The following is a 14,122-nucleotide window of genomic DNA, read 5'->3' on the forward strand; positions in this document are numbered from 1 at the left end:
CGGGAAGGGGCCGCACCCGCTTTTAGAGCAGCGCGAGGCAGGGCTCCACGCGCTCGGGTGGGTTCGACGAAAAGATCGCGCTCGACCTTGCGCCGCTGCGTCACCGGACCTCTGACGACCCCCGCCGCCGGCCCGGCTCTGAGAATCCGACGCGCCCACATTGAACACAACCCACGCAACGAACTGAGTCGCCAACGAGCGTCGGAATGATTCGTTCCGTTGCGGAACCCCGCTTGGGGGACATAGGTTGAAGGCCATCAGTTGGTTGCGTGACGGTGTCGCCATGGCCATGTTGCACACACCCATCTTCCCCGCCCCGCCGCCCTCGGCGACGCGTCGCGAGCGTTATCGGGAGACTTGCCAGGACGCCGACGGCAAGCGCTATACGGTCATCGTCTGGCAGGACAGACCAGGCGTTCCGGGCGTCTCCTATTCCCTGGAAGATGGAACGCCGGTTCACTACGAAGACGAGTGCTATTTCGCGACACCGTCCGGGAAGATGCTAACCCGGTGCGACGACTAACCGCGATTCCCACTATCCCCGTGAGAGCCATGCCTGAGAAGCCTACGGTTGAAGTCCCTGTTGTCAAACCGACGAGAATCGAAGTGAGCAGTGACCCCCGCGGTGACGCCACCGTTCATTTCGAGACGGTCGGCAATGCTGATATTCTCCTGGTGTTATCGATGACGGCGCTCGTCGCCCTGGAAGCAATGCTTGCAAAAGCCAGCCAGGAGCAGGCGAAGCATCAGCCGGTTCAATAAGGCGGTGCGCCAACCGACGCGGTGCGACGACTGAACCATGGTGAGAAATTGCACGAGAGCGGATTCCGTCTTCCGCTGACGTGGCGGGGCGAGCACGAGAACGATCTAGAGCATTTTCACGTTATTCCGGCTCATACCCGGCAGCGCTGAAGTAGTTTTTGCATTCGTCGGGAGTGAATGCGTCGAGGATTATTCCGATGGTTCGCCAGAGGCCTTCGACAGTTTGCTCGGCGGCTTTTCGCAGGAGCGCCTTGAGCTTGGCGAAGGCGTTCTCGATTGGGTTGAAGTCGGGACTGTAGGGCGGCAGGAAGACGAGCGTGGCTCCGGTTTCCTCGATGGCTTGGCGCACGGCGTCGCCCTTGTGGGCGGGCAGATTGTGCATGATGACAATGTCGCCTGGTGCCAGCGTCGGGCGAGAACCTGGCTTGCATAGGCCAGGAAGGCCTCGCGGTTCATTGGGCCGTCGAGCACCATTGGCGCGGTCATGCCGGTGAGTCGCAGGCCGGCCACGCAGTCGCGCCATCTTCGTGCGGGCGCCGGTCTCGTCGATGAAGATCAGACGGGCCGGGTCGAGATCGGGTTGGCTGTCGAACCAGGCTTCGCGCCTCTCGCCGATGTCGGGGCGGTCTTGCTCGGCCGCGTGCGCGGTCTTTTTTTGACGGTCAGGCCACGCTGATCGAGGAACTTCCAGAGCGTGCCGATGGCGGCCTTCAGGCCGTGCTCCTCGAGCAGCTTCGCCTGCATTTCGGCCAGCGTGATGTCGCAGTCGGCGTCGATCAGGCCTTGCAGATACGCTCCATGCGGATAGAGCTTGGAGCGCTGCGGCTGACCCTGCTGCCGTGCCGTGCGCTCTCCGGTTTCCCGCGCCCGGCGCGCCCAGACGATCGCCGTCGCGATGCCGATCCTGAACCGATCGGCCGCATGGCGGGCAGGCAGCCCCGCCTCGTTCGCAAATCACCAACATGGGCCGAGCGCGATGCGGGTAGGGGCGAGTCCAGCCGTTTCTGGCTCCCGCAAGGGCAGGCCGGGCTCGATGTCAGGCTGGTGACCGGCCAGGAACCCGAAAAGCGGCTGTCGATCTTGACGGTCGTGGCGTTGTCAGTCGCCAGGCAAGAGCGGTGAAAGGGCGTCGCCCAAGTTGACAGTTCCGGCGTGGATGACGCGTGCCGTGATGCCTCCGAGGCCGCGGACCGCATTGTATCCACCCACCCCGAGGATCTCTTCCATTCGAGAGCAGGGATGGCACTCTCCTGTCGTCTCGAGAATGGCGGAACCGATCCAGAAGCGCTTCTCCTTCAATGCGACGAGGTTGATGCCTTGGGTAACTACGTTACGCCTCAGATCGGATGGCAGCACGTTCGAGCGCCCCAGGTGGCTAGCGATCGCCGCAAGGTGTTCAGCTTGGATCAAAGTTACCTGGCGGCTGCCGGCGACACGAGCATAACGGTCGCCTATCACGCCACCTGCAAGGTCGAAGTCTGCAGTCTCGACCGGGAGCATGGGCTCTCGGCGGCGTGGCCGGATGCCTAGCCAGACAACCTGTCCTGATCTAACCGGTGCATTCAAGAGCTTGGCAAGCGGCGACGAAGGATCAAAGCGCACATTTGAGTCCAATCAACTCTATCGGGCGGTCAAACGCTGGAAGACATCCCTTGCTAAGTCAAACACCCGTTCACGAAGTTCGGGACGAGTTGCAAGCATCCATCCAGCTGCGCCGGCCAGGATCAATCTGATCATATCGAACCTCTTCAAATGGCGCCCTGCGGCGCTCCCTTGGGAGCTTGAAACGCTCCTCAAGCGCATTGGTTCTCGTTCCAAGGTGGCGCTTTGGTTCGCCAGGCAAGTTCACAAGGGCATCTTTGAAATGCACGACAAACTCGACTGCAAGGCCGCGACCGCAAAACTAGCCGGCGTGGACGGATCTGAGCGCCGGCCCAGCCGACGCTGGTGTGATCACGAGACGGCAAACGGCACACACAATGATGTGTGCCGAGGTGCCGCTCTCCATAACGGGAATTCGAACGAAGAACTTCCCCAAGGCTTAGATCACCAGCGCGGGCCGTAGCCATACGGCGGTGGCGGGCGGCGGTAGCCCGGGTGCGGGCCGTAGTAGCGGGGGCCGGGACCATAGCCGCGACCGTATCCAGGTCCGCGGCCGTAGCCACCCCCGCGGTACTGGTCGCGACGCTGCTGCCGCATCGTCTCCTCCATGATCATGTGTCGACGCTGCGACGCGGCGGATTGGGTGAACTCAGCCGGCGCTTTGTCGAGATGCTCCGCAAGAGACTGCGGCACAGCTTCCGACGCCATGGCTGCGGCGGTCAGGCCGCCAAAGGCTACGGCGGCGGCGATGAGTAGGTTTCTCATAACGGTCTCCTTCAGTTGGCAGCACTGAAGACCATCACGGGTCAACGGGGGGTGAACAGCGATGACAGGGTTACGTTCATCTGGTGGGTAGAGTCAGAGTCTATCGGAACCACCGAACTGGTAGGATATTCGACCGCGAGTGCAATTACAGTTTTTCGGCGTCATCCGCGCGCGATCGCGCGCGAGAGACTGCCGAACTGAGCGGTCCCTTGCGACGAAACTGGACAATATTCGATGGGGTCGGAGCGAACTGCATTTCAACAAGATCGACGAGAAGGGCTTCGATTGCCTTACGCAGTTGCCGTTCTCGCTCGGTCCGCCCGGGCACGCTGAAAAATGCGCTCAGCAGATGAACGCTGCACTCGTCGTAGTTCGGAATGGAACATGCTCTGTTGCGCTTCAACGACATTGGCCCCACGCGGTACACATTGTTTCAGATTGGGCCGGCATAGGCGTAGCAACTGAGGAAAGCGCAAAACTCGAGCCGACGACTTATCAAAAGACATGATCAGGGTGGGCGTGGATAATCTCTGTAGTGCGCCACAGCACGCGCAACTATCAGCCCGACATTTGAATTTGTTTCGGGACACGCAATTAATGTGGCAGTAGTTGCAAGAGTACGAGGTTTAGCGCGACACTTGGAAGCTCCTACGAAGCCAACTACTAGCTATTGGCTGAAGGCTACGGTGCCTCGGCTAATCCACGGGGAGGCGACTCGGCGGATCCCTTCTAAGTCCCCGACAACCGCTCGGTCCCATTTGGTTACATTCCCGCGTACCCACTCTGAGGACAACTAATGCTGAAGCCGCGAGATCGCCAGGGGGCGAAGGCACGCCTGCTAGGGCGCGATAAACGACAAAGTCAGGTTTTCTGCACGAAAACGAACCGCTCGTCGACGTTGATCTGGGTGATCTTCCCAAGTGGCTCTTGGACACCACTGAAGTGGTAAGATTGTGGAAGGCTTGGGAGGCTGCGCGATAGCATTCGTGGCTTTGCTAAAGCCACCCGGCATAACACCGTTTGCTGCCAGTGTATCCGGGCGAATGATGGCTGGCGGACCTTGGCGTAAACGCGATGCACCCATGCGCCAGTGTCTGGGCTCAATGGCAACGCCGGGGACAATCGATGCTTCCCCTTGAGCCCGATCCCGCAGATGAGTTCTTCGAATGAACGAATCGCCGGCTGCGGCAAATCGCTACACCGCACTCGGCCAGCACCCGCTGCGTAGGAGGTAGCTGAATATTCAGGCTGTGGCCTTTGACCGACCCCGCTTCTCAGGCGTGGCCTGCACCTTACGACCCAAGCCCATTTTCTTGGCGAGGTGCGAGCGCGTCTCGGCATAGGCGGGCGCGACCATCGGATAGTCTAATGGCAGATTCCACTTAGCTCTGTACTGCTCTGGCGTCATATCGAAAGCAGTACGAAGGTGGCGCCTCAGCGACCTGAATTTCTTTCCGTCCTCAAGGCAGATTAGCCAATCGGCCGTGATCGACTTCTTGATTGATACCGCTGGCGCTGCTTTCTCTCCGGGAGCCGGCGCGGGAGCCTGTCCAAGGCCCGCCAGCGCTGCATGCGTGCTGGCGATCAGCGCGGGCAGATCGGCCTGTATCACACTGTTATGCGACACAAATGCCGACACGATTCCGGCAACCAACTCGACCACTTCCAGATCGTTTTCTGACATTTTTTCTCTCTTTGAGAATGAAGTCGATGGCAATCAGTTTAGTGATCCTGAGAATCTCGACAAGGTATTTTTATGCCAGAGATATTGAAGGACTGAGCCTCTTACTTGAAGTGCAAGGTACTAAACTCGGAAATCAATTAAACCGCCAGAACGCGGCTGCCTATCGCAGTTTCCAGCAGATAGAAGCCCGCGGTAGCCAAATGGAAAGGCACGGCGCTTCGAGTGAGGTGGGGGCAAGCGCGTGGCGGGCCTGTTAGCGGGCCTCGCTTTTGGCTCCGCTCTAACAATATCCACAAGATCACGGATGACTACATCAAGATCATAATACTTGTGGCGCTGGTGTCAGAGGTAAGGCGGGTGTCCGTGATCAGCTATTCGCCAGCGCTCAGCGCAACGCCGCGTCTTGATGCCTTGGCCCGACTTGTACGGTCGCGTTTCGGTCGCCGCGCCGCGCGAGGCCGCTGCTGTCGATATCAAGGAAGCTGGTAGCGACCTAGCAAGCACGCCGCCCCGATAAAGTCTCCGGAAACCTTCTTCTGGGCATCCAGGTCGGCGCGACGATCCTAACACAACCTTGCGGGTGCTACCCAGACGAACAAGCAGGCGCTGCAGCGCATGAATCGAATTCACCAAAGGTGTGGGTGAATCGACGCGGCCCGAAACGACTTAGAAGCTCACCGGTGCGATGGAGGTCACACGCGTAGTGTCAGGCGGCTCATTACAGAGCGCAAAGAACTGGGCGGCTGGCGGATTTCGCGGAGATGGTGGACCCAATCGGGTCCGAGCCAAGCGGCTCAGGCGTTCGGGTCGAGGGTGTCAGCCACCGCGTCTCTCTTGGCTCGCGGAAGCGCTGTCATAGCAAGAATGAAGGCCGAGAGGAGTAAACACACGCTATTTGTGACGATGAGAGGCCATTCTCCTAAGCCAATACCGTAAGCCGTCCAGAGAGCGAAGCCGGTTACAGTAAAGCAATAGGTCGTGGGCGAGATTGCGCGCGTGTCACGACTTTTCACGATGCGCCAAGCTTGCGGGACGAAGCTGATCATGGAGCACAATGCTGCTAGTGAGCCTACAACAGCGATCCAGTTCATCTGGAATCGGCCCGACGTGGATTTGCCCTGTCGTTTCTGAACCTCTCCAGCCTGGAACGGCGGATCCTAAACCGGATCAGCAGCGCCCCTAGGCTGATAATCCCTGCAAGACCAGCCCCCGCCCCCATCAGAAACCGCCCGGAGTACGGATTCGGGTATGGGGGATGGCTATATGGGGAACTTGCCGATGAGGCGCGTCCACGGGGCCGGCCGCTGATGAGATACGCGATTACTCCGCAGCCAATCGCGACAGCAAAGAGCGCCGCAGCGACGATAAGGCTGGCCGTCACAAGTCCAAATCGAAGCGCTAGTACCGCGTGGCCTGCATCAATCGCATAGCCCAGCGCAAAAATGGTAATGAGTAGCGCTCCGATTATTAGCCCGTAGCTGAGCGCAGCGCGCTTGACTGCCGCCGTGGCTTGGGCGGTGACGTAGGCCAGCAACGCGCCCATAACTTACCGAGCCGCCCAGAAGCCCAAGAGGACGCCTGCCGCCGCGGCCCAGCTCAGCGCCCGCAACGGCCGAGCCTGGATTTCATCGATGAGCAGCTGTTCGAATTCACTGACGCCCTCCGAGGTTGCCTCCATGACTTCGTCCGTTACTTCGACCGCTTGGCGTTGTCTGCGAGTGACGGGTTTGTCGGCACCCCGAGATCTAGCCCTGGAGTCATCTGCCATGACGGGGTCTCCTAACGTTATTCGCCGCACAGCGGCGCTGGGCGAGCGGCAGCTTTGAAGGCAACTAGGCAGCGGGCCCGCTGTTCCGAGCCCGAACGGAATATCGGGCGCAATTGGTGCACGCCGGATCATCGAAAACTGCCGGATCGCGGGGGGGCCCGCGCCAGGGACGTTGTGTGAACTAACCGAGCGCCTATCTCGTTGTGAGCGCGGAATCCTCGGATGCCTGCCCCCTCCGGTTGGACCGTTGCCGCGGATGTAGCGGCCGCACCGAGAAGGGCTACTCAAGCTTATCGAAGTCCCTTAGATCCCGCATTCATGTGCCTTCGGGGCGCGCCTACGCCAGACCGTGCTCTCGCGCCTCGTCGATTCGCATGTGCCGATCAATGCTCCGCGCCGTCCGGGCCTCGCGGCGCTCAGTTTCTTTTCGTTGCGGATAACGGCAGAGTGATGCCAGTTGCCGACATGCGAAGGCCGCTGGAAGGCAGACCTGAGCCAAGTGCATGTTCGGTAGACTAAGCGAACACAAGATCGGTATGCCGGCTCTGCAACTTCAGAAGCATTCTGATCTGAGCGCTTCCGCCCAGGGTCTTGTGTTGGCGGAAAGCTCGCTTTCGAGGCGGACGCCAATGGTGACCCGCTCACCGAGTCTGGGATCGAGCCCGGCCGCGAGCAGAGCGGCGTTGGTGGCGGGCCTCGTGCCTTGTGTCACGGAGCTCGCTCCGGGCAGCACCACGATCAGGCCTGCGGTGATCTCAGCCTCCCGCTGGAAGTAATGCGCCCAGGAGGCGCGCGAAGGCGGTAAGCCGCACGCCTCCGATCTAAGCCTCTGCATCGAGTTGGGCGCCGAGCCCGGAGCGGCTCGTCGTGGTGCTGCTGCGGCGATTAAAAGAGCAGCTGCGTTTGCGCCGAAGCCCGCGCTCGTTGAAGGCCGGGCTGAGGACGGTCACCGCATGCCGTGCCGCCAACGGTGAGAGCGTGAACCCGCCCGAACTGGCGAGCTTTGCGCTGGCCTGGGTCCGCCCGCTCCAGGCCGCGGTGACATAAGAGGACAGCAAGGTGTTACCGAGCTCCGGAACGGCGCGGCTTACATCATTGTCCAGCCGGTCATAGCTGCCCGCCGCCGCCAGATTAATAGGACCGAGCCTAGTCATACCATAGACGCCGGCCTGGAATACGCCGCTGTCGACCCTGCCGAGCCGCCACTGAGCGATGCGCGCGCCTTCCCGCCTGAGACGGCTAGGCCGTCCACTGGGTCGTCGTCGAGTCGCAGATCCGAGCCGATGCGGACCGAGCCGTCCATACGTCCCGCAGAGCCGTAGGCTGCGCTCCACAGCGAAAAGCGGGCCAGTGCGGTTCGCTAGCAATCAAATTGAGAACCTCATAAGCCGACCGCGGCAGTTCGATCCCACGCGACGGTACACCTCCATGATTAGGGACATGATGCCAAGGCACTCTCCACGGACCAGTTGAGAGAGAGCACGTTGATAGCTGATTGGTTTTGTTCCGCGCCGCGCTTAAAGGCCCCGCCAGCTCCGGCTGGCGGGGCCTTTTCGTTTCAGGCGGTGCCGTGCGATCCTGTCCGGCGGCTGGTTGCAAACGCGGTCACGTCCGGCGCCAGAATGTCGTTCTCCTCAGCCCAGGAGGCGAAGACCCCTTTCGCAGTCTCGGGCTCAATCTCGTCGCGGACCGCCGCCAAGCAGGCCCTCAATGCGAAGGCGTGGACAGCGTCTCTCTGGCTCTTCGGCCAATCCGCCAGAAACATGTAGGCCTCCATCGCCGACGAGACGGTGGTCGACCTGGCCCGCGCGCAAGCCGCGCTTGATGCAGCCTGGTCCGAGATTCGATCGACCATCCCCGATCCGTTTGACGAGCAAGAGCGGACCAAGCTGGCGTATATCGTCGCAAGCTTGGTAGCGATTGCCGAGGATGAAGATGAGCTGACGCTACGGGCGATCGAGCAATATCGACGCTCGCTCGTTGCCTGAGGTTTTGCAGCGGCGGAACTCCGCTGCTCCTATCGCGTGGCAGCGCGCGATCGCTGCTAGGCCGGAATCTCCCAGTTGCAAACGCGAGCCAGTGTTCGCAGAAAGGCCCCGGGGAGAACCCCGGGGCCCACGGTAAGATCGACGTTAGCGTTAGATGGCGGCTTGGCCGCGCAGATAAGGGTCAGCGTTCTCGTCGAAGCGGGTCCATCCCTCCTGGCGATATTGGGCCATGCGAGCATCTCGATCGATCGGCGTCGCGCCATCGAGGATGGCTTCCACCGTCGCCTCCTGCTCCGGCTCGGCCCGGACGGAGACCACGGAGCCGCCGCGACGGACAGTCTCCGCGTAATAGTTGGCCTCCTCCTCGTCATGGCCTTCCTTCACGAATGAGCCGACCAGACCGCCTGCGGCAGCGCCAGCGACCGCACCGGCGGCAGTCGCGGCGAGCCAGCCAGCGGCGACGACGGGGCCGACACCCGGAATGGCAAGCAGGCCCAGGCCCGCAAGCAAACCAGCTGCACCTCCCACGCCCGCGCCAATACCGGCGCCCTCGGCGGCATTCGTCTCATCAGTCTCGCCGTTATGGCCGACGAAGCTGATGTTACTGCTCGAAATGCCGGCGCCTTCAAGCTGCTCGACGACAGAGCTAGCCGTTGCGTAATTATCGTAGGATCGGGTGATCGTGCGGGTCATGTCTGTCTCTCCAAAGGTGTTATGCGAGCGGCATTGATCAATTGCGGGTTATGTTGCCGCGGTAATCGACCGAGACGTTGACTTGTGCGCCGGCGTTAGTGGCTGTACCTTTCCACACGCCATTATCGTCCTTCTTCAGGCCGGTAACGTTAGTGTAGCCATTGGCTTCAAGGCGGCTCTTGGCTTGGCCTTCAGTGAAACTATTGGCTCCCGGAAGCGGAGCGTTCGCATCGGCCGGTGCAGGAGCGGGGGCTGGTGAGGTGGTGGACGTCTGCGCCATAGCGCCGAAGGAGGCTGCGGTACCGATAAAGGACGCGAGTATCAGCTTTTTCATGAGTCTTCTCCGAGGCAGGGCGGCTTGGCCGCGATGCCCTGGAAAACGGCGTTCTGCCTCATTTAGTTCCATTCCAACCCACGAATGCGTAAGCGGAACAGAGCGGGTTTTTACCCGTTATGCGACATTCAATCTTGCCATCTGGAGACCCACAGCAACAGAACCAAAAGCCCTCAACGGCCTGTTCTATCGACGAGCGGCTTAAGGACGTCTATTGGACTGAGAAGCAGCTATCCAATTCTTCCGAGATAGAGAAGTCGGCCAAATCTTTCGAGCTGCAATATAGATGCCGAACAATTTGCCACGCCCACTTCGACGGAGGCATGAATTAAGTGGGCGTGGGTGTTGCTTGATACAGCGTCGCGACGTCAGAGCGCTGCCGCATGTTGCGCATGACGCTGCGCCTTTGCCATGGCGCCAGGCCGTATTGATCGGCGACGCTCGCTGTCGGGATGCGGCTGAGGGCTGGCGTCGACCCCCGCGATCGGGGCGAATCCGTTCGAGGAGACTGGCCGGAAGCTTAGCGTGGCGCGCCTGCCCGTTGGCCAGCGCTCGGTTGCTATGAGAACTCCCCCTTAGGCCGATGCCTGTCGAAGCACGGCCACCGGCAGCGCGTTCAATACGTCCTGGACCTGAATGCAGTGACCTACAATCGTGAGCTCGAGGCCTCTAAGAAGCTCACGCCATCGGCCGTTTTTGGCTAGGCAGGGTAGCGTCGCCATTTCGGTGCAATCACCCGTTGGGCATTCGTTTAAGGTGAAACGAGTAACAAGCACGAGCAGGGCCTCACCCCCCAATACACGCTTGAAAGCGAGGTAGGCGTCCCTGTCCTCTCCATCAAGCGCGATAGGCCGATACTCGCCGCCAGCAAACAGCTGCGGCGACGCGGCGCGCTCCTTCAACAATGTACGGACGATCCGCTGCTTGACGCGCCCGTCCGCCCACGTTTTCAGCAGTTCGTGGAGCGAAGCGCTGGTCCCGAGAGCCGCTTCCGCAAGGTTGTAGTCAACCGGCCGACGATTGTCGGGGCTCAACGAGCGAGAGATCCCAGAACTCGGTTCCTTGGTAAAAGTCCGATACGCCTGGTACGGTGAGCTTGAGCAGGGGGCGGACCAGGTTCTTGAACATGCCCCGTCGTGCCAGCTCACCCGCAGGGGCCGAAAGCGTTGAATGAAGGCGCTGCCCGGCTTCAATGCTTCGAAGATCAGCTCCTTTGCCGCCCTCTCATAGCTTTCATTCGGATTGACCCAGCTGGTCCGGCGCTTTGCTTCGCGCAGCGCCTTCAGCCGGGATCGGGCAACTGTATTGCGTTGGGAAAGAAAGCCGTACGGTGACTCATATAGCCCATATGGCTTTGCCGATCTCCCTTCGCAATCAACCAGGCGATATGCGGCCGTTTGACGAACGCTGACGCTAATCTATGAGATCCAAGAGCATTCCCTTCCGGCTCTCTCAGTCGCGACGCACTTCGTAGATAACCAGTACAGCAGTGCAGCCTAAAATATCGTAGCCACGCTTTCGTCCCCTAGTTTCTGCAACGCCAATGCAAGTGTCACTGCCACTGCCATCTGATTCAGTGCTGGCGACACCAAGTGGCCAAACTCACAATGAAGGCTATGCGTTGAGTGTGCCGTTGCGCAGGCCATGATGACACGGCCGATCGGGTTACCGTCCTCATCTGGGGTATCACCCGTAACGCCGGTGACGGATAGCGAAATTGTGCCGGGGCCTCGTAATAGCGCCCCATCCGCCATGGCGTGAGCGACCAGGCGATGAACAGCGGTATGGGTCGTTAGCAGATCGGCTGAAACCCCGAGCATTTTCGTTTTAGCTTGCTTTGTGTAGGTCAGAAAACCGCCATCGAACGCGATAGAGGCGCCGACGCACCCGGATAGCGTCTGCCCGAGTAATCCCGCAGTGCATGACTCCGCCGTAACGATGCGCTCATGCCGAGCGAGGCAAATCGAGATCAAGCGCTCCGCTAGTGTTCGAGCGCTTTCGAGTTTAGCTAAATTCAGTCGATCGATGCTGATTCTATCGGACATGGCGATAATCCGCGGCTGCCCAACTCGGTGTCAGGCGCATTTAGGCTGAGGGTTGCCACGCGCCTTCGATTCCCGCGCGCAAAACTCCTTCGTATCTTTTCGAGCCGGCTCTCGTCCAACTCCTCCAAATCCAGGAGCTCTTCTCTGGCCCCTCTAGCTTCCAGATCAGCTCGTCAAGCTTGACTTGCGTCGCAGCGGTGCCGCGTTTTGGCTGTTCTGGATAATGTACCGCCTCAACGAAGGTGATTGGTTTGCCTGTCCACCGCCTGCGCCATTCGAGCCCACAGGACATCATGCTGCCCTTGTGAACGATGAGCTCGTAACTCATAGCCATGACTGCTTCCATCAAGGAAAAGGCGCCGTGCTCTCGCGCGACGCCCGGTAGTGTCAGGCGGCCATTTTGTTTGTTGAGGAAATCCCAAGCTGAGACAGCAACTTGTCGGTCTTTGTCTCCTCGCTGAGTGTCTGGTCGAGCAAGGAGACGGCGTCTTTATGCCCAAGCTCCTTTGCCCAGGCCTTAAGCGTGCCGTAGCGCGCCATCTCGTAATGCTCGACAGCCTGCGCAGCCGCGACTAGGCCTGCATCAAGTGCCGGGCTGCCTTCAAACTCCTCGATGATGGCTCTGCCTTCCTCTATGATGCCGAGGATGGCGTCGCAGGTTTTGCCGCGCGGCGCCTTGCCAATAAGTTCGAACACCTCAGCTAGGCGTTCGACATGCCCTTCCGTCTCATCACGATGCGCCTCGAAAGCCTTTTTCAGTTCCGGCGACTGGGCCGCCTTCGCCATCTTTGGCAGCGCCTTCAAAATCTGTTTTTCGGCGTAATAGATGTCCTTGAGTGTATCGAGAAACAGGTCGGCGAGGTTCTTTTCTTGAGCGGCCATTTGGCGTCCTCCAGGTTGATGGTCGCCGTCAAACTGTCATGGCCCCAACGGGGTTCCCGCAAACTGGTCGTCACGAAAGAACATTGGTTCGACCGTCATTTTTAAATGACGAGCGCTTCAGACCAACCGCGCAACCGTGCTGCCCCATGACAGAGTCACCTGCTTGAATGGCCGACGGGCGGGGATCAGAAGGCCTGCTCTATTGTCCTGATCGAGGGCGCAACCGAGTTTTCAAACGACCTCAGCGCGCAGAAGATACCCCAGAACGTGCATGCTCCGTTTGTACCCTCGGGTCCACTGAATGTTTGTCCGCTGGTGATCGCCATGAACCCTCATCGATCAGAAAACCCCTAGAAATTAACGGCTATCGTGTATCGATTTCCGCTGCCCTCCGCTGCAGGTCGAAGCGCATCGCCTCAATCCGGCGGTCTTACTAGGGCCCGAGCTAGGGCCGAATGTCACGAGTTTTGGGGAAACTGAGCGCCAGGGCGGTTGCAGCCCTCGGCAAGCCTGGCCGTCATAGCGACGGTGGCGGCCGCGATAGAGGCGCGTTTGGCTCGCGTGACCAACTTCTGCTTCCCACCCGTCTCGGACCTTGGCAGGTCGCCATAGCGTGCGCCTTAGCGGATCCTTTGGGAGCAGGGGGTCCCAGGATTTGCAGTCCTTGCAACCTCCCCCTTCGAAATTTTAGATACAGGAGTTCACCGCTGGCGAACCTCGCCCGCTGATCACGACAGCGCCGGCATGTGACGTCACGCCTCAAGGCCGCAAATCATTTCGGATGGTTTCACACCTCGACGACACATGTCAGATTGAACCATGGATTCTCGCGATCGCCATTGCGATTGGGATAGCCGGCCTGATTAGCCAGGACGCGCGTGCGACCGACCTTGTAGTCATGTGACCCATGATCATGGCCGTGGACCCAGAGCTCCGGCTGATGCTCCTCGATAAGGGCACTGAGGTCAGAAACAAAGGCGGGCGACAAAGCGCTCCCCTGGTGCCTCGGCTGGACTGATTGCGGATGCGGCGCATGGTGAGTGACTACTACGGTTTGTCCATCATGCGGCTTAGCGAGTTCGCCGCGGATGAACGCAAGGTCGAGGCGATGTTCAGCCGCAGCGTGCCAGGGCATGAAGCGGCTGTAATGACCACTTTCCTCTCGATAGCGAATGAGATGGTGATCGTTCAGCTCTTGCCCGGCGAAAATCATCGACGGCTTAGGCGTCCCAAGAAGGCGGTAGTCGGTCCAGAGGGTGCAGCCGATGAAGCGCACCTGCCCGATTACAACGGTCCGGCGATGCAAAAGGTGGATGCCGACCTTGCCTGCGAGTTCGCCCCCGGCCGCCAGGTTGCCCTTCATCTCGCTCTTGTAGAACTCGTGATTGCCGGCGACGTAGACGATTTCCCGGCCATGGAACGGACCGGCTTCCCGCTGTTCCACCATCCACTCGAGCGCAGCACTGATTGGCTTGTGCACATCGCCGGCGAAGACTGCGACATCAAACTCAGGCATCGGTTCGGCCAATGCAAACGGGCCGAATTCCAAATGAAGATCGGAAATCACCAAAAGCCGCATCCTGCCCTTCCTCATTAGTT

At 60.1% G+C, this 14,122-nt stretch carries 15 protein-coding genes and 1 pseudogene; 3 read left to right on the forward strand and 13 right to left on the reverse strand.

Annotated elements, in window-relative coordinates; genetic code table 11:
• Window positions 1–247 precede the first annotated feature (247 nt).
• Both NWE53_RS29410 and NWE53_RS29415 read left to right on the forward strand, forming a co-directional pair.
• Window positions 248–523 carry a hypothetical protein gene (locus tag NWE53_RS29410; protein WP_265055242.1) on the forward strand — a complete coding sequence of 92 codons (276 nt, stop codon included), beginning with the start codon at window positions 248–250 and terminating at the stop codon, window positions 521–523.
• A 29-nt stretch (window positions 524–552) separates the two neighbouring features.
• On the forward strand, window positions 553–762 hold the full coding sequence (locus NWE53_RS29415) for a hypothetical protein (protein WP_265055243.1): 210 nt from the start codon (window positions 553–555) through the stop codon (window positions 760–762).
• Between the two features lie 121 nt (window positions 763–883).
• Here the strand turns inward: NWE53_RS29415 and NWE53_RS29420 are convergent.
• The 7 genes and pseudogenes from NWE53_RS29420 to NWE53_RS29450 form a co-directional block, all read right to left on the reverse strand.
• Window positions 884–1,698, reverse strand: a pseudogene (locus tag NWE53_RS29420) (transposase).
• Window positions 1,699–1,860: 162 nt separating this feature from the next.
• The gene (locus tag NWE53_RS29425; RefSeq protein ID WP_442865080.1) at window positions 1,861–2,262 is read right to left on the reverse strand and encodes an MOSC domain-containing protein; all 402 of its coding nucleotides are present in this window, start codon (window positions 2,260–2,262) and stop codon (window positions 1,861–1,863) included.
• Between the two features lie 546 nt (window positions 2,263–2,808).
• Window positions 2,809–3,129, reverse strand: coding sequence for a hypothetical protein (locus NWE53_RS29430; protein WP_265055244.1), 321 nt, complete (start codon window positions 3,127–3,129; stop codon window positions 2,809–2,811).
• A 1,243-nt stretch (window positions 3,130–4,372) separates the two neighbouring features.
• Complete coding sequence (locus tag NWE53_RS29435; RefSeq protein WP_265055245.1) at window positions 4,373–4,813, reverse strand: Ros/MucR family transcriptional regulator; 441 nt, start codon at window positions 4,811–4,813, stop codon at window positions 4,373–4,375.
• 794 nt (window positions 4,814–5,607) lie between these two features.
• On the reverse strand, window positions 5,608–5,904 hold the full coding sequence (locus NWE53_RS29440; protein ID WP_320109590.1) for a SemiSWEET family sugar transporter: 297 nt from the start codon (window positions 5,902–5,904) through the stop codon (window positions 5,608–5,610).
• A gap of 1,498 nt (window positions 5,905–7,402) precedes the next feature.
• Window positions 7,403–7,735: an autotransporter domain-containing protein gene (locus tag NWE53_RS29445; protein ID WP_265055246.1), complete on the reverse strand. Its 333-nt coding sequence runs from the start codon at window positions 7,733–7,735 to the stop codon at window positions 7,403–7,405.
• Between the two features lie 404 nt (window positions 7,736–8,139).
• Window positions 8,140–8,346, reverse strand: a complete 207-nt coding sequence (locus NWE53_RS29450) for a DUF982 domain-containing protein (protein ID WP_265055247.1) — start codon at window positions 8,344–8,346, stop codon at window positions 8,140–8,142.
• 25 nt (window positions 8,347–8,371) lie between these two features.
• On the opposite strand from NWE53_RS29450, the gene NWE53_RS29455 reads away from it, so the two are divergent.
• Entirely contained in the window at window positions 8,372–8,569 is a 198-nt protein-coding gene (locus NWE53_RS29455) for a hypothetical protein (RefSeq protein WP_265055248.1), read from the forward strand.
• A gap of 150 nt (window positions 8,570–8,719) precedes the next feature.
• Here the strand turns inward: NWE53_RS29455 and NWE53_RS29460 are convergent, their stop codons facing one another.
• The 6 genes from NWE53_RS29460 to NWE53_RS29485 form a co-directional block, all read right to left on the reverse strand.
• A complete protein-coding gene (locus tag NWE53_RS29460) occupies window positions 8,720–9,262 on the reverse strand; it encodes a hypothetical protein (protein ID WP_265055249.1) in 543 nt (180 codons plus the stop codon).
• Between the two features lie 37 nt (window positions 9,263–9,299).
• Window positions 9,300–9,596, reverse strand: a complete 297-nt coding sequence (locus NWE53_RS29465; RefSeq protein ID WP_265055250.1) for a PepSY domain-containing protein — start codon at window positions 9,594–9,596, stop codon at window positions 9,300–9,302.
• A 575-nt stretch (window positions 9,597–10,171) separates the two neighbouring features.
• Window positions 10,172–10,630 carry a hypothetical protein gene (locus NWE53_RS29470; protein ID WP_265055251.1) on the reverse strand — a complete coding sequence of 153 codons (459 nt, stop codon included), beginning with the start codon at window positions 10,628–10,630 and terminating at the stop codon, window positions 10,172–10,174.
• Window positions 10,631–11,092: 462 nt separating this feature from the next.
• Entirely contained in the window at window positions 11,093–11,641 is a 549-nt protein-coding gene (locus tag NWE53_RS29475) for a CinA family protein (protein ID WP_265055252.1), read from the reverse strand.
• Window positions 11,642–12,028: 387 nt separating this feature from the next.
• Entirely contained in the window at window positions 12,029–12,523 is a 495-nt protein-coding gene (locus tag NWE53_RS29480) for a YciE/YciF ferroxidase family protein (RefSeq protein ID WP_265055253.1), read from the reverse strand.
• Between the two features lie 787 nt (window positions 12,524–13,310).
• Window positions 13,311–14,102, reverse strand: coding sequence for a metallophosphoesterase (locus NWE53_RS29485; RefSeq protein ID WP_265055254.1), 792 nt, complete (start codon window positions 14,100–14,102; stop codon window positions 13,311–13,313).
• Window positions 14,103–14,122: the final 20 nt, after the last annotated feature.

Source organism: Bosea sp. NBC_00550 (assembly GCF_026020075.1).
Lineage (GTDB): Bacteria > Pseudomonadota > Alphaproteobacteria > Rhizobiales > Beijerinckiaceae > Allobosea.

Excerpts from the sequence above, each read along its gene's own strand:
- NWE53_RS29415 (WP_265055243.1), top strand. The coding sequence starts at position 553 with ATGCCTGAGAAGCCTACGGTTGAAGTCCCTGTTGTCAAACCGACGAGA.
- NWE53_RS29425 (WP_442865080.1), bottom strand. The coding sequence starts at position 2,262 with ATGCTCCCGGTCGAGACTGCAGACTTCGACCTTGCAGGTGGCGTGATA.
- NWE53_RS29430 (WP_265055244.1), bottom strand. The coding sequence starts at position 3,129 with ATGAGAAACCTACTCATCGCCGCCGCCGTAGCCTTTGGCGGCCTGACC.
- NWE53_RS29435 (WP_265055245.1), bottom strand. The coding sequence starts at position 4,813 with ATGTCAGAAAACGATCTGGAAGTGGTCGAGTTGGTTGCCGGAATCGTG.
- NWE53_RS29440 (WP_320109590.1), bottom strand. The coding sequence starts at position 5,904 with ATGAACTGGATCGCTGTTGTAGGCTCACTAGCAGCATTGTGCTCCATG.
- NWE53_RS29445 (WP_265055246.1), bottom strand. The coding sequence starts at position 7,735 with ATGACTAGGCTCGGTCCTATTAATCTGGCGGCGGCGGGCAGCTATGAC.
- NWE53_RS29450 (WP_265055247.1), bottom strand. The coding sequence starts at position 8,346 with ATGTTTCTGGCGGATTGGCCGAAGAGCCAGAGAGACGCTGTCCACGCC.
- NWE53_RS29460 (WP_265055249.1), bottom strand. The coding sequence starts at position 9,262 with ATGACCCGCACGATCACCCGATCCTACGATAATTACGCAACGGCTAGC.
- NWE53_RS29465 (WP_265055250.1), bottom strand. The coding sequence starts at position 9,596 with ATGAAAAAGCTGATACTCGCGTCCTTTATCGGTACCGCAGCCTCCTTC.
- NWE53_RS29475 (WP_265055252.1), bottom strand. The coding sequence starts at position 11,641 with ATGTCCGATAGAATCAGCATCGATCGACTGAATTTAGCTAAACTCGAA.
- NWE53_RS29480 (WP_265055253.1), bottom strand. The coding sequence starts at position 12,523 with ATGGCCGCTCAAGAAAAGAACCTCGCCGACCTGTTTCTCGATACACTC.
- NWE53_RS29485 (WP_265055254.1), bottom strand. The coding sequence starts at position 14,102 with ATGCGGCTTTTGGTGATTTCCGATCTTCATTTGGAATTCGGCCCGTTT.